This is a genomic window from Tateyamaria omphalii, assembly GCF_019802125.1.
In the GTDB taxonomy this organism is placed as follows: domain Bacteria; phylum Pseudomonadota; class Alphaproteobacteria; order Rhodobacterales; family Rhodobacteraceae; genus Tateyamaria; species Tateyamaria omphalii_B.
This window is the reverse complement of sequence record NZ_JAHVHT010000002.1, coordinates 94,359-112,581: the sequence shown is the minus strand read 5'-3', so window position 1 is coordinate 112,581 and position 18,223 is coordinate 94,359. Positions and strand designations below refer to the sequence as shown.

The following is an 18,223-nucleotide window of genomic DNA, read 5'->3' as shown; positions in this document are numbered from 1 at the left end:
CCGCCTTGCGAGTCTGCTCAATATCCCAAAGCGCAGCCGTCTTTGCGCGGGTCACTTGCGCCTTCCAGCACGCCGTCATCGCGGATCAGGATCGCTTGCGCGCCACCGATGGCCGTGTCGGGGATACTGACGGCATGCCCCATGTCGGACAATTCGGCGCGCACTTGATCTGAATACCCCCGCTCGACCTTCATGTCGCCCGCATCCGAGAAAGCGCGCGGTGCGTCGATGGCGCTTTGCGGATCGAGCCCGAAATCGGTGAGGTTGGAGACGAAGCGCGCATGCCCATTGGGCTGGTAAGCGCCACCCATAACCCCGAAGGGCATGACCGGTTTGCCATTCTTTGCCAGCATACCAGGGATGATCGTGTGCATCGGCCGCTTGCCGCCCTTGAGTTCGTTGGGGTGCCCCTCTTCCAGCGTGAACCCCGCGCCGCGGTTCTGAAACAGGATGCCGAACTTGTCGGTCGCAATGCCCGAACCAAAGCCGTGGAAGATGGAGTAGATGAGCGACACAGCCATCCCATCGCGGTCCACCACCGTGATGTAAATCGTGTCCTTGTGCACCTGCTCGCTGAGCGTCGTGGCGCTTGGCATCGCCTTTTGGGGATCGATCAGGGCGGCGAGTTGGGCGGCGGTTTCGGGCGCCATCATGTGGTCAAGCCGCGTGGTGTAGTCCGCGTCCGCCAGGAAGCGGTTGCGTGCGTCATAGGCGAGCTTGGCAGCTTCGGCTTCGATATGCGTCCGTTGCGTGCCCCAAGGATCCATGTTCGCGATGTCGAAATGCTTGAGGATGTTCAGCATCAGGTTGGCGGTGGCGCCATGCCCATTCGGTGGATGCTCAACCAGGTCTATGTCGTTGTAACTGCTGCGGATTGGTGAGGTGTCTGTGCACGCTGTGGCGGCAAAATCGTCTGCGGTATGTTTGCCCCCGGCTGCGGTCAGGGCGGCCAGCATATCCTCGGCCACTTCGCCGGTATAGAAGCCATCGCGCCCCTCTTTGGCGATGCGGCGCAAAACCTGTGCCTGGCCGGGGGCTGCAAAAATTTGCCCGGTGGTTGGGGCGGCGTCATTCAGCAAAAATGCATCGCGCGCGGCCCCTTGCAGGCCGCCTTGATCGTTCGCCCAGTCAAAGGCAACGCGTGGCGCAACTGGCACGCCCGCGTCCGCATAGTGGATGGCGGGTGCAAGCAGGCGCTCAATGCCGAGAGTTCCGACGCGGTCTGACAGTGTGCAAAAAGCGTCGATGGCGCCGGGGATCGTTACCGCATGCGCGCTGTAGGTGGGGACGGTTGTTTCGCCCGCGGCGCGTAAGTCTGCTGCATCAAGGGCTGCCGGTGCGCGGCCCGATCCGTTGAGGCCGTGGATTTCACCATCGGGTGTTGACCAGAGCACAAAGCAATCTCCGCCGATGCCGGTCATTTGCGGCTCACAAATACCCAGTAGGACCGCCCCGGCGATAGCGGCATCCATGGCGTTGCCGCCTGCTTTCATGATGTCGACTGCGACCTGGGTTGCCAGGGGGTGCGACGTAGCACACATGCCGGATGTCGCGAGTACCGGTGAGCGGCCAGGCAAGTGAAAATCGCGCATGATATGTCCCCGAGATCGTTGTGCCCGGCGAAAAGTAAAGTGCGGCGAGGCAGTGTCTACTCGAATTTGAGAAGAAGTTCCTCGGTGTCGCGCACTGGGTGGGGGCAATTACGCACGACACCGAGGGAAGCTAATGCAGCTACGGGTGTCGTTATGCCGTCGGATTCGGGCAGGAATGTGGTGGATCAGCGTCGCTTTTGCGAAAACGGTGCCCGACAAGCCAGATTTTCTCGCTATGCGAGCGCTACTGCGAGACGCAGGCGCAAACGGTTCTGGTTGTCCTGCCGTTGGTAGGTCACGTCCTTGGCCAAATCCTTGATCAGGAACCAGCCAAACCCTCCCTCTGGCATATCACAGAAATCGACATCAATTTCTGCTGCCGTGCCAACAGGTGTTTGTCCATCTGGCATCGCACGGCCCGAATCGGTCACTGTCAGGTGCAAACCGTCATCTTCGTGCGCGCAGGTGATGTCGATCGGACCGCTGGCATCTGTTTCAGGGTAGGCATGTTCAACAATGTTGTTCAGTGCCTCTGCCATGACCAGCTCGACCGTACCCGCCTCTTCCACGTCCAGGGCCAGAGGTTTCAAGCCATCCAGGAGTTGCGCGAGCGCGTGCCGGACGGCCAAGCGGCCACTGACGACCGAGATGTGAAAGGCTGGCAGGAATGTGGTGCGGGTCATCGAAAGCGCCTTCATCTGGGGCGACACAATCAGGTTTTCAACTCGGTAAGTGCGCCGTCGAGTGTGGGAAAGACGGGGAACACACTGTCCATACGGGTCAGGCGGAAAACCTTTTCCACGGTTGGCGTCAGGCCAGCCAGGGCCAGCTTGCGGGATTGTCCCATCTGCTTCATTGCCGCGACGATGGCACCCAGTCCACTTGAGTCGATGAACTGCACCTCGCTCAGGTCCAGCACGACGGTATCGTTGCCGCTATCGGTCGCGCTGCGCATCGCTTCCTTGAATTCAATGGCGACGGCTGCGTCGATGCGGCTGTCATGTACCGACACCACCTGCAGACTGTCTTCTGATCGGCTGCGAAGATCCATGCGCGCCCTCTTGCAATTCTCTGGTTACATTGTCTGTCTAGGAGCCAATCCTTACTATTCTGTTGCCATTGTCCGAGGGGAGAGAGCCATGAAACCAGTCGTGATTGCCGGAGCCGCCCGTACCCCCATGGGTGGGTTTCAGGGAGCGCTGTCCGATATGTCCGCATCCGCGCTGGGCGGGATTGCGATCAAAGCAGCGCTGGACGGCGCGGGAGCATTGACGGTGGACGAGGTGCTGATGGGCTGCGTGCTGCCTGCCGGCCAGGGCCAGGCACCCGCACGGCAGGCGGGCTTTGCTGCCGGTCTGGACGAAGATGTGCCTGCCACCACGCTCAACAAGATGTGCGGATCGGGGATGAAGGCGGCCATGATGGCCTTTGACCGGATCGCACTTGGTCATGCCGACACCATGATCGCCGGCGGGATGGAGAGCATGACAAATGCGCCCTACATGCTCCCGAAGATGCGGGGCGGCGCGCGCCTCGGTCATGGTCAGGTCATCGACCACATGTTTCTGGACGGGTTGGAGGACGCATATGACAAGGGTCGCCTGATGGGCACATTTGCCGAGGATTGCGCCGAGACCTATCAGTTCACGCGCGACGTGCAGGACGAATTCGCACTGACCTCGCTGAGCCGGGCGCAATCGGCGATCGACTCGGGCGCCTTTGACGGCGAAGTGACAGCCGTTGAGGTCAAGACGCGCAAGGGCAGCGTCACGATCAGCGCGGATGAACAGCCGGGTACCGCGCGTCCCGACAAGATTCCGCATCTGAAACCCGCCTTTCGCGACGGGGGTACGGTGACGGCGGCCAACTCATCTTCGATCTCGGACGGCGCAGCAGCCTTGGTTCTTGCCTCGGAAGAGGCAGCCGAGGCTCAGGGCCTGACCGTGCGGGCGCGCATTCTAGGCCATGCCAGCCACGCTCAGGCACCGGGTCTGTTCACGACGGCTCCAGTTCCGGCAGCGCAAAAGCTGCTCGACCGCATCGGCTGGAGCAAGGACGATGTCGACATCTGGGAAGTCAACGAAGCCTTTGCCGTTGTTCCCCTCGCCTTCATGCGGGAAATGGGGTTGAGCCACGATGTGGTGAACGTCAATGGGGGTGCCTGCGCGCTGGGTCATCCGATAGGCGCTTCGGGTGCGCGCATTGTTGTGACGCTGCTCAATGCGCTGGAAAAGCGGAACCTCAAGCGTGGGATCGCGGCCATCTGTATTGGTGGGGGCGAGGGAACGGCCATTGCCATCGAACGCGCCTAAGGTTTCTTCTGACTAAAAGTACGACGGGGTCTGGGGCAGCACCCCAGTCCATCCATCCAAAACAGGAACCGCCAGTGCCAGACTACACGACTCTTGCAAAAACGATTCAAAGCCTGACCGAAGGCGAAGATGACCCCGTCTCCCTGATGGCGACTGTCACTTGCGAGGTGCATCATAGCGATGACCGGTTTGACTGGACCGGATTCTATCGCGTGACCGGGCCTGAGCTGCTGAAGATCGGCCCATATCAGGGCGGCCATGGGTGCCTGCAGATCCCGTTCTCGCGCGGCGTCTGCGGTGCTGCCGCGCGCACGGGTGAGGTGCAGCTCGTGGCGGATGTCGATGTCTTTCCCGGTCACATCGCATGTGCCAGTTCCACACGCTCCGAACTGGTGCTGCCGGTCCGAAATGCTGCTGGAGATTTGATTGCCGTCTTCGACATCGACAGCGACCAGCCGGATGCCTTTTCTCAGGGCGATGCGGATGCGCTGTCGGCGATTCTCGGGGATGTTTTTGCGCGTCCGTGAAAAACTAGCTTGATTTTTCATTTTGCTTTCCCTTACGTGAAATTCGGAAAGGGAATTTCACGCGCATGCTGCAATCTGATCCGAATATTGCCCACAGCCTAGGCGCCGATCTGCGGGCACTGCGCAAGGCACGAGGGTTGACGTTGCAGGATATGGCAGACGCTCTGGGCCGGTCGGTCGGGTGGGTCAGTCAGGTTGAGCGTGATTTGTCCGAACCTTCGATCACCGATCTGCGGCACATCGCGGTCAAGCTGGACATCGCTGTCTCGACTTTGTTCCGCCGTGGTGCGGCTCCCGCGCGCGAAGAAGGGTATGTCGTGCGCAGCGGCGCCCGCCGCCCCATCGGATCGCGTACGGCCGGTCTGGTCGAAGAGCTCCTGTCCCCCGACCTTACCGACGATTTCGAGATGGTGCATTCCACCTTCGAGCCGCATAGCGAGATCACTGAGGCGGTCACACGCCCCACGCAGGAGGTTGGCTATCTGATTTCGGGTCGTTTGGAACTTGAGATTGCAGGGCAGACCTTTGCCATCGCGCCCGGTGACAGTTTCCGCATACGGGGCGAGCCGTTCCGCTGGAAAAACCCCTATGACGCGCCTGCGGTCGCGATCTGGGCCATCGCGCCACCGGTCTACTGATGTCGATCGAGGGGTGGATCATATTCGCGGTGTTCTGGGTGGTTTTTGTCACCACGCCCGGTCCCAACGCGGTCAACTGCATCACCAACGGCATGACCCTCGGCTTCCGCCGCTCCGTTCCCGGGATCCTGGCCATCCTGACACAAGCCACGCTGTTCCTGATCCTGTCGGCGGCGGGCGTGACGGCACTCATTGCGGCATCGCCGACGCTATTCTTCGCGGCAAAGCTGATTGGTGCAGGTTTTCTGATCTATCTGGGCGTGCGTGGCTGGCTTCTGGCGCGGACACTGCCGAAGGTGTCGGCGCAGTCCGGGCAGTCAATCTATCTTCGCGCCTTTGCCATTGCGACGATCAACCCTAAAAGCGTGGCTGGCTACCTCGCTGCCTTTTCGCAGTTCGTACAGCCAGACGTGCCTGTATGGGACCAGATGTGGCTGATCATGCCGACCGCGCTGACGATCACCGCGCTCAGCTACTCGGGTTATACGGCTCTGGGTGCAGGCATCGGCCGCGCTGCACTTGGCGCGGTTTTCAATGTCTGGGTGCGCCGCGTCATGGCCGTATGCTTTGTGATCTACGGCGTGCTGCTCGGTGCGTCCTCCACACCGGGGAGGACCTGAGATGCAGGGCAGTTGTTTGTGCGGTGCCGTTCGCTACACGGTCACGGGTGAGGTTGGGCAACCGGCCAATTGCCACTGCAACCAGTGTCGCAAGCAGTCCGGGCACACATGGGCATCGTCCTATGCGCCCGACGGAAACATCACGATCGAGGGCGAAGTGCGCTGGTTTGCGGCCAGCGACACGGCAAAGCGGGGCTTTTGCCCAACATGCGGGTCCTTCCTGTTCTGGAAGGACCATTCCGAGGAATGGATGAGCTTTTCCATGGGGTCGGTTGACGGCCCCTCCGGGCTGCACCTGCGCGCCCATATCTTCACCGCCGACAAGGGCGACTATTACGACATCGCGGACAACGTTCCGCAAAGGGAGACCTGACCATGAGCGATTTTCCAACAACGGCCCGCGTGGTCATCATCGGCGGCGGTGCGGTGGGCACGTCGGCACTCTACCATCTGGCCAAGGCGGGCTGGACAGACTGCGTGCTCTTGGAAAAGAATGAGTTGACGGCAGGCTCCACTTGGCACGCCGCAGGCAACTGCCCCAACTTCTCGTCCTCGTGGGCGGTGATGAACATGCAGCGCTACGGTCTGGAGATGTACCGGACGCTGGCAGACGACGTTGACTACCCGATGAACTACCACGTCACGGGCGCGCTGCGTCTGGCCCATTCAAAGGAGCGGATGCAGGAGTTCGAGCGGGTCGCAGGCATGGGCCGCTATCAGGGCCTTGAGATGCAGATGTGCACGCCGGATGAGTTGAAAGAGTTCAACCCGTTCATGGAAACCCATGATTTGGCGGGTGGTCTGTGGGATCCGCTTGACGGTGACATCGACCCCGCTCAGCTGACCCAGGCGATGGCCAAAGGCGCGCGCGATGCCGGTGGTCGCATCGAACGTTTCTGCCCCGTGATCGGCATCGACCGCGACGGTGACGAGTGGATCGTGAAGACAGAAAAGGGCGACATCCGCGCCGAGTATGTCGCCAACTGTGCAGGCTACTACGCGCAGCGCGTGGGCGAGATGTTCAAGCCCTTCGGCGGGCGCACCGTGCCCATGGTGGTGATGTCTCACCAGTATTTCCTGACCGAAGAGATCCCCGAACTGGCCGAGTGGACCAAGGAAAAGGGCCACAAGATGCCGATGATCCGCGACGTGGACATCAGCTACTACCTGCGCCAGGACAAGAACGGCCTGAACCTCGGCCCGTACGAGCGGAACTGCAAGGCGCACTGGGTCACGCCCGATGATCCGATGCCAGAGGACTTCAGCTTCCAGCTGTACCCCGATGATCTGGAGCGGCTCGAATTCTACATCGAAGACGCGATGGAGCGTGTGCCTGCGCTCGGCACCGCTGGTGTGGGCCGCAACATCAACGGCCCAATCCCATACGCACCCGACGGGTTGCCGATGATCGGGCCGATGCCCGGTGTCAAAAACGCGTTCGAGGCGCACTCCTTCACCTTCGGCATCGCCCAAGGCGGTGGCGCGGGCAAGGTGTTGTCCGAGTGGATCATGCACGGCGAGACCGAGTGGGACATGTGGGCCGTCGATCCGCGCCGCTACACCGACTACGCGGATCACGACTACAGCCTCAAGAAGGCGCTCGAAACATACGGCCACGAATACGCGATGCACTTCCCACATCACGAATGGCCTGCGGGGCGGAACAAGAAGCTGTCGCCAAACGACGCGCGGCTCAAGGCCGATGGCGCCCAGATGGGTGCGTATAACGGTTGGGAGCGGGCCAACTGGTTTGCCAAGGACGGCGATGACATCTCCGAAGAGTCGACGCAGACCTGGAACCGCTCCGGTCCGTGGGAGATCCGGATTAAGGAAGAGGTCGAAGCCGTCCGCGATGGCGTCGGTGTCATCGATATGTGCGGCTTCTCGCGCTATTCGCTGAAGGGTGAAGGTGCAGCGGAATTCCTGCGCACCCAGATCACCGGCGCACTGCCCAAGGCGGGGCGGATGAACCTGTCCTACTTTGCCGACAGCCGAGGCCGTATCCTGACCGAAGTGTCGGTGATCCGTCACGGCGAAGACGACTTCACCATCATGACGGCTGCCGTCGCGCAGTGGCACGATTTCGAACTGCTCGCTTCGCGCGCACCGGAAGGCGTGGAGATCAAGGACCTGTCCAAAGACGTCACCACCATGCTTGTGACCGGACCCAAGTCGCGCGACCTGTTCGCAGGTATCTCGGACGCAGACCTGTCGCTTGGCTGGCTGACGCACCAATCCGCGACCGTTGCTGGCGTGCCAGTGACCATGGCACGCGTGTCCTTTGTCGGTGAACTGGGTTGGGAGGTGCACGCACCGACCGATCAGGCGGCACAGGTCTATGACGCCATCCGCGATGCCGGAGCCACGCCGTTCGGTATGTACGCCCTGAACTCCATGCGGGTCGAAAAAGGCTACCGCACCTGGAAGGGCGATTTGTCGACCGACTACACCATGTTCGAAGGCGGGCTTGACCGCTTCGTCAAGCTGGACAAGCCGCAGGACTTCCCGGGCAAGGCCGCGCTGCAGAACGAAAAGCAGCAGGGATCGAAGAAGCGCTTTGTCACCATGCTGGTGGACGCGGGCGAACAGGACGCGCCCTACATGTCGACGATCTGGAGCGGAGACAAGGTTGTGGGCGAGACAACCTCGGGCGCATGGGGGCACCGTATCAACGCCTCTGTCGCGTTGGGTGTCGTGCAGACGGACCTGTCTTCGCCCGGCACAACGCTTGAGGTCGAGATGTTTGGCAAGCGCTACGCCGCCACCGTGCAACCCGATCAGCCCCTGTGGGATCCGGAGAACGAACGGCTGCGCGCGTAGCCGTTTTCTGACCCAGAAAACGGACCGGAAACCGTGTCGGTTTCCGGCGCCCTTTGAGAAAGAGCGATGGCAGAGATCACACTTCTGGATGGTGGTATGGGGCAGGAACTGGTGCACCGCGCCGGGGACAGGCCGACGCCGCTGTGGTCGACACAGATCATGCTGGATCACCCCGGCATGGTCACGGCTGTGCACAAGGACTTCTTTGCTGCCGATGCCACGATTGCCACGACCAACAGCTATGCGATTCACCACGACCGTCTGACCGGTACGCCGGTCGAGGGAGCGTTCTCTGCCCTGCATCAAAGCGCGCTTTACGAGGCGCGTACTGCCCGGCGCGAACATGGATCCGGCCGCATCGCCGGGGCCATCGGACCATTGCGCGCAAGCTACCGGCCAGACTTGCATCCAGAGTCCGAAGAGGCCGTCGCGCTCTTTACGGAGGTGGCAGAGCTGCTTGCCCCTGCGTGTGACATTCTGATCTGTGAAACGGTGGCGTCCCTCAACCATGCCCGGGATATCCTTGCAGCCACCGTTCCGCTTGGCTTGCCCGTGTGGCTCGCGCTCACGGTGGATGACCGCGATGGATCACGCCTGCGGTCGGGTGAGGCCGTTGCTGATGCCGTGCCCATCGCTCAAGACGGCGGGGCCAGCGCCATCCTGATCAATTGCTCCACGCCCGAAGCCATCCTGCCCGCACTGAACGCGCTGAGCGGCACGACACTACCCATCGGTGGATATGCCAACGGCTTCGAACAAATCACCGAAGGCTTTCTCGACGACAAACCCACCGTCGACAGCCTGACCCTGCGCCGCGACTTCACACCGGAGCTTTACGCCGACCACGTCATGACCTGGGTCGCCTCAGGCGCCACCATCGTCGGTGGGTGCTGCGAGGTCGGCCCCGCCCATATTGCTGAAATCGCCAAACGCCTGCGGGCGGACGGCCACACAATCGTCTGAGGATACGCCATGCCTGACCTTCCCTCCCACGCCCGCGTCGTCATCATTGGTGGCGGTGTCATTGGGTGTTCTGTCGCCTACCACCTGACCAAGCTGGGGTGGAAAGATGTGGTTTTGCTGGAGCGCAAGCAACTCACTTGCGGCACCACTTGGCATGCCGCTGGCCTGATCGCTCAGCTTCGGGCCACGGCCAACATGACCAAGCTGGCACGCTATTCTCAGGAGCTTTACGGCGATCTGGAAGCGGAAACCGGAGTCGCGACCGGCTTCAAGCGTGTAGGCTCGATCACCGCCGCGCTGACCGACGAACGGCTGGAGGAACTCCGACGTCAGGCAGGTATGGCGCGCGCCTTCGGCGTTGAGGTCGAGGAGATTTCTCCGACCGAGGTCAAGGCGCGCTACGACCATCTGAACATCGATGATGTGACAGGCGGTGTGTATCTGCCGCTGGACGGGCAAGGCGATCCGGCCAACATCGCGTTGGCCTTGGCCAAAGGTGCCCGTCAGCGCGGTGCGAAGGTGCAGGAGCGCGTTGCAGTGACCCACATCGTACGCGAAGGCCGCAAGGTAACCGGTGTCGACTGGCAGGGCGAAGATGGCACCAGCGGTCATATCGCCTGCGACATGATCGTGAACTGCGCAGGTATGTGGGGCCGTGAAGTGGGCAAGATGGCGGGCGTGAACGTGCCGCTGCAAGCCTGCGAGCACTTCTACATCGTGACCGAGGCCATTCAGGGCTTGCAGCAACTTCCCGTGCTGCGCATCCCGGACGAGTGTGCCTACTACAAGGAAGATGCAGGCAAAATGCTGCTCGGCGCGTTCGAGCCGAACGCCAAACCCTGGGCGCTGAATGGCATCCCCAAGGACTTTGAATTCGACCAACTGCCAGAAGACTTCGACCACTTCGAGCCGATCCTCGAAGCGGCGGTAAACCGCATGCCGATGCTGGCAGAGGCGGGAATTCACACCTTCTTCAACGGGCCGGAGAGCTTCACCCCAGACGACGCCTACCACCTTGGCCTCGCGCCCGAGATGGACAATGTCTGGGTCGCCTGCGGCTTCAACTCCATCGGTATCCAGTCGGCGGGCGGTGCCGGTATGGCGCTGGCGCAGTGGATGGAAGATGGCGACAAGCCCTTCGATCTGGGCGACGTGGACATCAGCCGGATGCAGCCCTTCCAGGGCAACAAGACCTACCTCGCCGAACGTTCGACTGAGACGCTGGGCCTGCTCTACGCCGACCACTTCCCGTACCGGCAAAAGGCGACGGCACGCGGCGTGCGTCGCAGCCCGTTCCACAACCACCTGATCCAGCATGGTGCCGTGATGGGCGAATTCGCAGGTTGGGAGCGCGCCAACTGGATCGCGCGGAACGGTCAGGAACCGGCCTACGAATACTCATGGAAGCGGCAGAACTTCTTTGGCAACGTCGCCGACGAACACAAGGCCATCCGCGAGAATGTGGGCATGTATGACATGTCCTCCTTCGGCAAGATCCGGGTCGAGGGGCGCGATGCCGAGGCGTTCATGAACTACGTGGGCGGCGGCAACTATACGGTGCCAGTGGGCAAGATCGTCTACACCCAGTTCCTGAACAACACCGGCGGGATAGAGGCGGACGTGACCGTCACACGCCTGTCCGAAACCGCCTATCTGGTTGTGACTCCGGCAGCGACGCGGCTGGCCGACCAGACGTGGATGCAACGGCATGTGGGCGACTTCAACGTGGTCATCACCGACGTGACGGCGGGCGAGGGCGTGCTGGCCGTGATGGGGCCAAATGCCCGTAAACTCTTGCAAATGGTCAGCCCCGCCGACTTCTCGAACGAGGTAAACCCGTTCGGCACCGCGCAAGAGATCGAGATCGGCATGGGCCTCGCCCGTGTGCACCGTGTGACCTATGTGGGCGAGCTTGGGTGGGAGGTCTACGTGTCTTCTGACATGGCGGGCCACGTGTTCGAAACGCTGTACGAGGCGGGGCAGGATTTGGGCATGTCACTGTGCGGGATGCACATGATGGACACCTGCCGGATCGAAAAGGGCTTCCGCCACTTCGGCCATGACATCACCTGCGAGGATCACGTGCTGGAAGCCGGGCTTGGCTTCGCGGTGAAGAAGGACAAGCCGTCCTTCATCGGGCGCGACGCTGTGCTGCGCAAGCGGGACGAGGGGCTGGAAAATCGACTGTTGCAATTCAAGCTGACGGACCCGGAGCCGCTGCTCTATCACAACGAGCCGATTGTGCGGAACGGCGACATCGTCGGCTATCTCAGTTCAGGTGCGTATGGACACCATCTGGGTGCGGCCATGGGCCTAGGCTACGTGCCCTGCAAGGGCGAGACGGCGGCGGAGGTTTTGGAGTCCACGTTTGAGATCGACGTGGCAGGCACACGGGTTGTGGCTGAGGCGTCTTTGAAGCCGATGTATGACGCGAAATCCGAGCGTGTGAAGGCGTGACGCGGGTGTGAACCGGTGCTAGGGGTGGATCCGAAAGGACCACCCCCATGACACAACCATCCGGTGACACGCCCCAAGGGCTTGGCTTTGCTGTTTCGGCTTACTTTCTGTGGGGTTTCCTGCCGCTCTATATGAAGCTGCTGGATCATCTTGGACCGGCTGAGGTGGTTGCGCATCGTATTATCTGGTCGGTGCCGATTGCGGCTGTGCTGCTGATCATATTGCGGCGCACAGGTGATCTGATGGCAGCGCTGCGCAACCCGCGGATGTTGGCGATGGGGTGCGTGACCGCAACGCTGATCACGTTGAACTGGAGCATCTATGTCTGGGCGATAACCAACGATCACGCGCTGGACGCAGCCTTGGGCTACTACATCAACCCCTTGTTTTCAGTGGCTTTGGGCGCGGTTCTGCTGCGTGAGCGTTTGACCGGAGCGCAACTGGTGGCGATCGGATTGGCCGCCTGCGCCGTGGTGGTTCTGACTGTGTCTGCTGGGGTTGTACCGTGGGCTGCTTTGGGTCTGACGGTGACGTGGGGGTTCTATGCGCTCGCCAAGAAACAGCTTCCCATCGGCCCCAACCAAGGGTTTCTGCTTGAGGTGCTGATCCTGTTGATCCCGGCCTTGGCTTATGTCGGTTGGCTGTCGAGCACCGGGCAGGGGCAGTTTCTGGTGGGCGATACCGGCACTGACTGGCTGCTTCTTGGTTGTGGCGCGGTGACCGCTATACCATTGATTTTGTACGCAAACGGGGCGAAGGGGCTGCGATTGACGACAATCGCGATCCTGCAATACATCGCGCCGACGATGATTTTTCTGTGCGCTGTTGTGGTGTTCAAGGAACCGTTTGGGCAGGCGCGTATGATTGCCTTTCCGATGATCTGGGCGGCGCTGGTGATCTACTCCGTGTCGATGTTGCGGCAGATGCGGGCGACGGCTTAGGAGCCCTCGAACCACTCTTTAGCGAGGGTCGTCCAGCCGCGCGGCATGCCGTGGCCGCCGTCATGTTCGCAGAATTTTATCGCGCCATTTGCGCAGCTTACGTTCCAGTCACGACAGCGAAACTGGTCGCCGATCTCGATGGTGTCGGGATGTGTGCGGCATTGGTTTGCCGTGCGGGCGAGGGCGAGGCTGTCCCACAGGCTGCCCTGGTGCCAGTCGCGGATCGCGCGCCCTTCGAATGGGACCTGGTTGTCTGCAAAACCGTGGATTTGGAGGAAGCGGACGGGGGCATCGGGGCAGTCCGCGGTGTCGTTGGGTTCGCGGAGGGCTCCGGCGATGGAGACGAAGCCGGCGAAGGCGTCCGCTTCTCTGCATGCCATGAGCCAAGCCATTGATCCACCAGCCGAAAAGCCCGCGACAAAGATGCGGTTTGGGTCAATACCCGCCTTGGTTTTGGCGTCCTCGACAACGTCCATGACGAAGGACACGTCGTCTCGCGCACTTCCCTCGCGGCCCGGCCAGGCGCGGGTTTGGCGGCCGGGGATGGGTTGGCCGTTGGGGGCGATGACGACGTAGCCTGCGTCGGCGAATTCCGACTGGATGCCGCCCCGGAAAATCATCTGTCCGGTGGCGTTGTGGCCGTGGAAAAAGACGAGCGCGGGAGCGGGAGCTCCGCCGCTTTCGACGCCCGCCATGTGGTAGGTGCCGCCGTCGATTTCGCAGGCGGCATCCGGGCCGCATTGGGCCATGGCGAAAGTGGGAAGGGCGAGGAGGAGGGCGGCTAAGTATTTCATATTGTTGGCAGATCATGGGAGAGCGATTCAGGCAATCCTTGTCCGTGTGCCTCTCTCAAACGTGATGGGGCTTGCCATCTGGCTGCGCATTTGTCAGGCGGTCGGGATGGATGATGTCTATGCCCCGCCCGATGATCCTTTGGACATTCTGCATGATGATGCGGAGATGCTGGTGGTCGACAAGCCCTCGGGTCTGCTGAGTGTTCCGGGCAAGGGGAAACACCTGTCGGATTGCCTGATCGCGCGGGTGCAGGCGGTGTGGCCGCAGGCCTTGTTGGTGCATCGGTTGGACCGGGATACGAGTGGGGTCATGGTGTTCGGATTGACGCCCCACGCGCAGCGGTTCTTGTCGAAACAGTTCGAGCTACGGGCGGCGAAAAAGACTTATGTGGCAAGGGTTTGGGGGCGGATGACGCCCAAGACAGGGCGGGTAGATCTGCCTTTGATCGTGGACTGGCCGAACCGGCCTAAGCAGCATGTGGATCATGAGAATGGCAAGCCTGCGGTGACCGATTGGCGGGTGCTGCGGGACACTGAAACGGAGAGCCGCGTGCGGTTGATGCCGCAGACGGGGCGGAGCCATCAGTTGCGGGTGCATATGGCGGAATTGGGCCATCCGATATTGGGCGATCCGTTCTATGCGACGGGGCCTGCGCGCGACTTTGAGCGGTTGATGCTGCATTCGGAGGAGCTGCGGATCAAGCATCCGGATTCGGGGAAGATGATGCGGTTTCGGAAGGCTGCGCCGTTCTGATCCTGGGGCATCGTGCGGTGGGGTTAACGCGGCGTGCGGTGCGATGTGCGAGGCTAAACTGCGAAATTTGGGCCCGAAACTGCGCGTTTTGCGAGGCCTGGAATGGGCCGTTTTCGGTGGGTTTTGCGGAAAGTGCACATTTTGGCGATGAAACTGCGCGTTTTGAGTCTGCGTGGCTGGCTGGATCCCGTTAACGGACTGTTTACGTGAGCCTTGGCGTTAAGACATGTTGAGATTTGGTGAATTTTGGCGGGCGCGGCGGGGTGAAACCCCGCCTTACGGCGTTTCTGTTCCGGGGCTCTTTTCGAGGAATGTTGCGCGTTCTGCGTCCAACGCGGCGCGCCATTCGGATCGCAGGAGATCCATGCGGCGGGGGATCTTGTCGGGCAGCAAGTCGGCCTGCGTGATCCGCTCGGTTCGGAAGTAACGGAAGCCTTCACGCAGCTCGCACCACGCGGCGATGATCCGGCCCGCGTCGCGGTAGCCGATCAGGAGGGGCCAGATGACGCGGATGGTTTCGGTGCCGTTTGTGTCTGCATAGGTCAGCCTGATCTTGCGCCGGTGGCGGATGGCGGTGCGGATGTCGGCGGCGCTCAGGACCTCGGTCGGGGGGTCGACCGGTGCGACGCTTGTGACCGGGGCGACAAAGGCTGTTTGCGCGCTGTCGGGTGCGACGGCTTCGATCTTGGCGATCAGGTTTTTCGCTGCACCGGCCAGCTCAGGCTCACCGCGGGTCTGGACCCATTGCGCGCCGAGAATGGCGGCTTCGATTTCATCCGCCGTCAGCATCAGCGGCGGCATGTGAAACCCGGCTTCGAGGATGTAACCGATGCCAGCCTCGCCCCGGATCGGCACGCGCTGGGCCATGAGTGCTGCGATGTCGCGGTAGACGGTGCGCTTGGTCACTTCGAGCTTTTGCCCGATTGTGTCGGCCGAGATTGGCCCGCGGGCGCTGCGCAGGATTTCGATGATTTCGAACAGGCGGTCGCCGCGGCGCATGATGTGCTCCCATTGCGATGAGTGTGCCGGAAACATGCTGACATCATGCTGTCAGCATGGGGGCGATAGACCTGTCCTGCAATCATTGAACAGTGGAGAGGTCGGATGGACATCGAGGGGAGTTGCATGTGCGGCGCGGTGCGTTTTGTCATCGCGGGGCAGCCGAAGATGATGGGGACGTGCCATTGCTCGCGGTGCCGCAAACTGGGCACGTCGACCATCGTGTTTGTTGAGAGGGATCAATTCACCTTGCTGGCGGGGGAGGGGGAGATCGAGACGGTGGTGCCTGCGCCGCCCTTTACCTATTACCGGTCGTTTTGTCGGAGGTGCGGGACATCATTGGGCGAGCCGTTGTCGCCGGATGCGTCCTTTCCAATCAATGCGCAGTGTCTGGATGACGATCCCGGCGTGCGGAATTCCTTTCACGAGCATGAGGGGGATCGGCCGGTTTGGGCGGAAGTGGTGGCGGGGTGAAACCCCGCCGTACCGTGTTGTGCGGTGCGTTTGTGTTGGGAGGCCGGTGTGGGAGGGGGCCAGCCCCCCGGCCTGCGGCCTCCCCCCGAGGTATTTTCAGCCCGAAGAAAGGATGGGCTTATTCGGCCGCCCAGCCGGAGACGGCTTTGACTTCGAGGAAGTCTTCGAGCCCCCAGATGCCGCCTTCGCGCCCGTTGCCGGACTGTTTCATGCCGCCGAAGGGGGAGCCTGCGGCGCGGGAGGTGCCGTTCATTTCGACCATGCCGGAGCGGAGCGCTTGCGCCATGCGGTTCAGTCTGGCGCCATCCTGGGTCTGGACGTAGTTGGTGAGGCCGTAGGGGGTGTCGTTGGCGATTTGAACCGCTTCTTCCTCGGTCTCGAACGGGATGATCGACAGGACGGGGCCGAAGATTTCTTCGCGCGCGATGGTCATGTCGTTGTTGACATCTGCGAAGACGGTGGGGCGGACGTAGTAGCCCTTGTTGAACCCTTCGGGGCGGCCTGTGCCACCGGCGACCAGCTTGGCCCCTTCGTCGATGCCTTTTTGGATGAGGTCCTGGATTTTGGTCCATTGGACTTCGTTGACGACCGGGCCGATGTGGCGCCCTTCTTCGCTGGCGGGGCCGACGGTGACTTTGTTTGCGACGGCGGCGGCTTCTTCGACGGCGGCGTCGTATTTGCCGCGTTGCACCAGCATGCGGCTGGGCGCGTTACACGATTGGCCGGTGTTGTTCATCATGTGCAGGACGCCGCGTTTGACGGCCTTTTCGTCCGCGTCGTCGAAGATGACATTGGCCCCTTTGCCGCCGAGTTCTAAGTGCACGCGCTTGAGTGTGTCGGCGGCGTTTTTCGAGATCAGGCGGCCCGCGCGGGAGGAGCCGGTGAAGCTGACCATGTCGACGTCCGGGTGACCCGACAGGACCGTGCCGACGCCGGGGCCGTCACCGTTGACGAGGTTGAAGACGCCGGGGGGGAAGCCCGCCTCGTCCATCATCTCGGCAAAGATCATGGCGTTGAGGGGGGATTCCTCGGATGGCTTCAGGACCATGGTGCAGCCTGCGATGGCCGCCGCGCCGACCTTGAGCGTGACCTGGTTCATCGGCCAGTTCCACGGGGTGATCAGGGCCGCGACGCCGACGGGTTCGTGGATGATCCGGTCATTCGGGGCGTGGTCGCCCAGCGGCTTGATGAAGTCGAAGGATTTGGCGGCGCGGATGAAGTTTTTCAGGTGCCATGTGCCTGCGCCGACCTGCTGGCTGCGCGCCATGTCGAGCGGGGCGCCCATTTCGGCGGACATGGCTTGGGCGAGGTCTTCGCCACGGGTTTGGTAGATGTCGATGAGCTTTTCGACGAGGGCGATGCGCTCTTCGACCGGGGTCGCCATCCAGGCGGGGAAGGCGGCCTTGGCCGCGGCGATGGCGGCTTCGGCGTCCTTGGTTCCGCCGAGCGAGATAACGGCTGTCGGCTCCTCGGTCGAGGGGTCGATCACGTGGTGGTCAGTGCCGTCCTGCGGGGCGACCCATTGGCCGTTGATGTAGAAATCGCGTTTTTCGAGCATCTGTCTCTCCCTGAGTTTGAATGGAATGTGGCACCTGCATGGGCCCGCCACAAGACGGGGGATGTAATGGTGCGTGCGATGGCATAGGTTGCCCATGACATTACTATCCCGATGGAGGACATCATGGGTTTGCGCATCAACGACACCATTCCCGATTTGACGGTCGAAACCGACCACGGCACGTTTTCGCTGCATGAGTGGATCGGCGACAGCTGGGCCATTCTGTTTTCGCATCCGAAGGATTTTACGCCTGTGTGCACGACTGAATTTGGCGCTGTGGCGCAGTTGGCGGACGAGTGGGAGAAGCGTGGGACCAAGGTGATTGGTGTGTCCGTGGACGGGGTTGAGGACCACAAGAAGTGGAAGGGTGACATTGAGAAGGTGGCCGGGGCCAAGGCCGGGTTCCCGATCATTGCCGATGATGGTTTGGCGGTTTCGAAGGCGTTCGATATGTTGCCCGCCGAAGCCTACCTGCCCGATGGTCGGACGCCTGCGGACAGTGCGACCGTGCGGTCGGTGTTCATCATTGGCCCCGACAAGCAGTTGAAGCTGTCGATGACCTATCCGATGACCGTGGGCCGGAACTTTGCCGAGGTGATACGGGCGCTGGATGGTCTGCAGATGTCGGCCAAAGGTGTGGCGACACCTGCGAACTGGGTGCCGGGTGAGGATGTGATCATTCCGCCGAGCGTGTCGAATGAGGATGCGAAGGCGAAGTTTGGCGAGTTTGAGACGGTCCTGCCGTATCTGCGCAAGACGAAGGCGCCGGAGTAA

18 protein-coding genes are annotated in these 18,223 nt (G+C 61.7%); 12 read left to right on the top strand and 6 right to left on the bottom strand.

What is annotated here, in order from left to right; all coding sequences use genetic code 11:
• Positions 1 to 17: 17 nt before the first annotated feature.
• The 3 genes from KUV51_RS09515 to KUV51_RS09505 all read right to left on the bottom strand — a co-directional run bounded on the left by KUV51_RS09515 (position 18) and on the right by KUV51_RS09505 (position 2,643).
• A complete protein-coding gene (locus KUV51_RS09515; RefSeq protein ID WP_222521404.1) occupies positions 18 to 1,592 on the bottom strand; it encodes a gamma-glutamyltransferase family protein in 1,575 nt (524 codons plus the stop codon).
• A gap of 233 nt (positions 1,593 to 1,825) precedes the next feature.
• Positions 1,826 to 2,275, bottom strand: a complete 450-nt coding sequence (locus KUV51_RS09510; protein WP_222521403.1) for an ATP-binding protein — start codon at positions 2,273 to 2,275, stop codon at positions 1,826 to 1,828.
• Between the two features lie 29 nt (positions 2,276 to 2,304).
• Complete coding sequence (locus tag KUV51_RS09505; protein WP_222521402.1) at positions 2,305 to 2,643, bottom strand: STAS domain-containing protein; 339 nt, start codon at positions 2,641 to 2,643, stop codon at positions 2,305 to 2,307.
• An 88-nt stretch (positions 2,644 to 2,731) separates the two neighbouring features.
• Between KUV51_RS09505 and KUV51_RS09500 the strand changes: the two genes are divergently transcribed.
• From KUV51_RS09500 to rarD, 9 genes are all read left to right on the top strand, one after another.
• Positions 2,732 to 3,904, top strand: coding sequence for a thiolase family protein (locus KUV51_RS09500; RefSeq protein ID WP_222521401.1), 1,173 nt, complete (start codon positions 2,732 to 2,734; stop codon positions 3,902 to 3,904).
• Positions 3,905 to 3,978: 74 nt separating this feature from the next.
• Entirely contained in the window at positions 3,979 to 4,431 is a 453-nt protein-coding gene (locus tag KUV51_RS09495; RefSeq protein WP_222521400.1) for a GAF domain-containing protein, read from the top strand.
• A gap of 65 nt (positions 4,432 to 4,496) precedes the next feature.
• Positions 4,497 to 5,069 carry a helix-turn-helix domain-containing protein gene (locus tag KUV51_RS09490; RefSeq protein ID WP_039685384.1) on the top strand — a complete coding sequence of 191 codons (573 nt, stop codon included), beginning with the start codon at positions 4,497 to 4,499 and terminating at the stop codon, positions 5,067 to 5,069.
• Positions 5,069 to 5,689 (top strand): LysE family translocator, encoded by a 621-nt coding sequence (locus KUV51_RS09485; protein WP_222521399.1) that lies wholly within the window; start codon positions 5,069 to 5,071, stop codon positions 5,687 to 5,689. Before KUV51_RS09490 ends, KUV51_RS09485 begins: the two co-directional genes overlap by 1 nt.
• A 1-nt stretch (position 5,690) precedes the next feature.
• On the top strand, positions 5,691 to 6,062 hold the full coding sequence (locus KUV51_RS09480) for a GFA family protein (RefSeq protein WP_222521398.1): 372 nt from the start codon (positions 5,691 to 5,693) through the stop codon (positions 6,060 to 6,062).
• A gap of 2 nt (positions 6,063 to 6,064) precedes the next feature.
• Positions 6,065 to 8,509, top strand: a complete 2,445-nt coding sequence (locus tag KUV51_RS09475; protein ID WP_222521397.1) for an FAD-dependent oxidoreductase — start codon at positions 6,065 to 6,067, stop codon at positions 8,507 to 8,509.
• Positions 8,510 to 8,575: 66 nt separating this feature from the next.
• Positions 8,576 to 9,472, top strand: a complete 897-nt coding sequence (locus KUV51_RS09470) for a homocysteine S-methyltransferase family protein (protein WP_222521396.1) — start codon at positions 8,576 to 8,578, stop codon at positions 9,470 to 9,472.
• A 9-nt stretch (positions 9,473 to 9,481) separates the two neighbouring features.
• Positions 9,482 to 11,929 carry an FAD-dependent oxidoreductase gene (locus KUV51_RS09465; RefSeq protein ID WP_222521395.1) on the top strand — a complete coding sequence of 816 codons (2,448 nt, stop codon included), beginning with the start codon at positions 9,482 to 9,484 and terminating at the stop codon, positions 11,927 to 11,929.
• 47 nt (positions 11,930 to 11,976) lie between these two features.
• Positions 11,977 to 12,870, top strand: a complete 894-nt coding sequence (rarD, locus tag KUV51_RS09460) for an EamA family transporter RarD (protein WP_222521394.1) — start codon at positions 11,977 to 11,979, stop codon at positions 12,868 to 12,870.
• On the opposite strand, the gene KUV51_RS09455 is transcribed toward rarD, so the two are convergent.
• Positions 12,867 to 13,664 carry an alpha/beta hydrolase family esterase gene (locus KUV51_RS09455; RefSeq protein ID WP_222521393.1) on the bottom strand — a complete coding sequence of 266 codons (798 nt, stop codon included), beginning with the start codon at positions 13,662 to 13,664 and terminating at the stop codon, positions 12,867 to 12,869. The two genes, rarD and KUV51_RS09455, sit on opposite strands and share 4 nt — an antisense overlap.
• 106 nt (positions 13,665 to 13,770) lie before the next feature.
• Between KUV51_RS09455 and KUV51_RS09450 the strand changes: the two genes are divergently transcribed.
• Positions 13,771 to 14,418, top strand: coding sequence for an RluA family pseudouridine synthase (locus tag KUV51_RS09450; protein WP_222521392.1), 648 nt, complete (start codon positions 13,771 to 13,773; stop codon positions 14,416 to 14,418).
• A 276-nt stretch (positions 14,419 to 14,694) separates the two neighbouring features.
• Here KUV51_RS09450 and KUV51_RS09445 read toward each other — a convergent pair whose 3' ends face one another.
• On the bottom strand, positions 14,695 to 15,417 hold the full coding sequence (locus KUV51_RS09445; protein ID WP_222521391.1) for a helix-turn-helix transcriptional regulator: 723 nt from the start codon (positions 15,415 to 15,417) through the stop codon (positions 14,695 to 14,697).
• A 105-nt stretch (positions 15,418 to 15,522) separates the two neighbouring features.
• On the opposite strand from KUV51_RS09445, the gene KUV51_RS09440 reads away from it, so the two are divergent.
• Positions 15,523 to 15,891, top strand: a complete 369-nt coding sequence (locus KUV51_RS09440) for a GFA family protein (RefSeq protein WP_222521390.1) — start codon at positions 15,523 to 15,525, stop codon at positions 15,889 to 15,891.
• A gap of 118 nt (positions 15,892 to 16,009) precedes the next feature.
• On the opposite strand, the gene KUV51_RS09435 is transcribed toward KUV51_RS09440, so the two are convergent.
• Positions 16,010 to 17,449, bottom strand: coding sequence for an aldehyde dehydrogenase family protein (locus KUV51_RS09435; protein ID WP_222521389.1), 1,440 nt, complete (start codon positions 17,447 to 17,449; stop codon positions 16,010 to 16,012).
• Positions 17,450 to 17,572: 123 nt separating this feature from the next.
• Between KUV51_RS09435 and KUV51_RS09430 the strand changes: the two genes are divergently transcribed.
• Positions 17,573 to 18,223, top strand: coding sequence for a peroxiredoxin (locus tag KUV51_RS09430; RefSeq protein WP_222521388.1), 651 nt, complete (start codon positions 17,573 to 17,575; stop codon positions 18,221 to 18,223).

Coding starts and splice junctions, on each gene's coding strand:
- KUV51_RS09515 (WP_222521404.1), bottom strand. CDS start 1,592: ATGCGCGATTTTCACTTGCCTGGCCGCTCACCGGTACTCGCGACATCC.
- KUV51_RS09510 (WP_222521403.1), bottom strand. CDS start 2,275: ATGACCCGCACCACATTCCTGCCAGCCTTTCACATCTCGGTCGTCAGT.
- KUV51_RS09505 (WP_222521402.1), bottom strand. CDS start 2,643: ATGGATCTTCGCAGCCGATCAGAAGACAGTCTGCAGGTGGTGTCGGTA.
- KUV51_RS09500 (WP_222521401.1), top strand. CDS start 2,732: ATGAAACCAGTCGTGATTGCCGGAGCCGCCCGTACCCCCATGGGTGGG.
- KUV51_RS09490 (WP_039685384.1), top strand. CDS start 4,497: ATGCTGCAATCTGATCCGAATATTGCCCACAGCCTAGGCGCCGATCTG.
- KUV51_RS09485 (WP_222521399.1), top strand. CDS start 5,069: ATGTCGATCGAGGGGTGGATCATATTCGCGGTGTTCTGGGTGGTTTTT.
- KUV51_RS09480 (WP_222521398.1), top strand. CDS start 5,691: ATGCAGGGCAGTTGTTTGTGCGGTGCCGTTCGCTACACGGTCACGGGT.
- KUV51_RS09475 (WP_222521397.1), top strand. CDS start 6,065: ATGAGCGATTTTCCAACAACGGCCCGCGTGGTCATCATCGGCGGCGGT.
- KUV51_RS09470 (WP_222521396.1), top strand. CDS start 8,576: ATGGCAGAGATCACACTTCTGGATGGTGGTATGGGGCAGGAACTGGTG.
- KUV51_RS09465 (WP_222521395.1), top strand. CDS start 9,482: ATGCCTGACCTTCCCTCCCACGCCCGCGTCGTCATCATTGGTGGCGGT.
- rarD (WP_222521394.1), top strand. CDS start 11,977: ATGACACAACCATCCGGTGACACGCCCCAAGGGCTTGGCTTTGCTGTT.
- KUV51_RS09455 (WP_222521393.1), bottom strand. CDS start 13,664: ATGAAATACTTAGCCGCCCTCCTCCTCGCCCTTCCCACTTTCGCCATG.
- KUV51_RS09450 (WP_222521392.1), top strand. CDS start 13,771: ATGGATGATGTCTATGCCCCGCCCGATGATCCTTTGGACATTCTGCAT.
- KUV51_RS09445 (WP_222521391.1), bottom strand. CDS start 15,417: ATGCGCCGCGGCGACCGCCTGTTCGAAATCATCGAAATCCTGCGCAGC.
- KUV51_RS09440 (WP_222521390.1), top strand. CDS start 15,523: ATGGACATCGAGGGGAGTTGCATGTGCGGCGCGGTGCGTTTTGTCATC.
- KUV51_RS09435 (WP_222521389.1), bottom strand. CDS start 17,449: ATGCTCGAAAAACGCGATTTCTACATCAACGGCCAATGGGTCGCCCCG.
- KUV51_RS09430 (WP_222521388.1), top strand. CDS start 17,573: ATGGGTTTGCGCATCAACGACACCATTCCCGATTTGACGGTCGAAACC.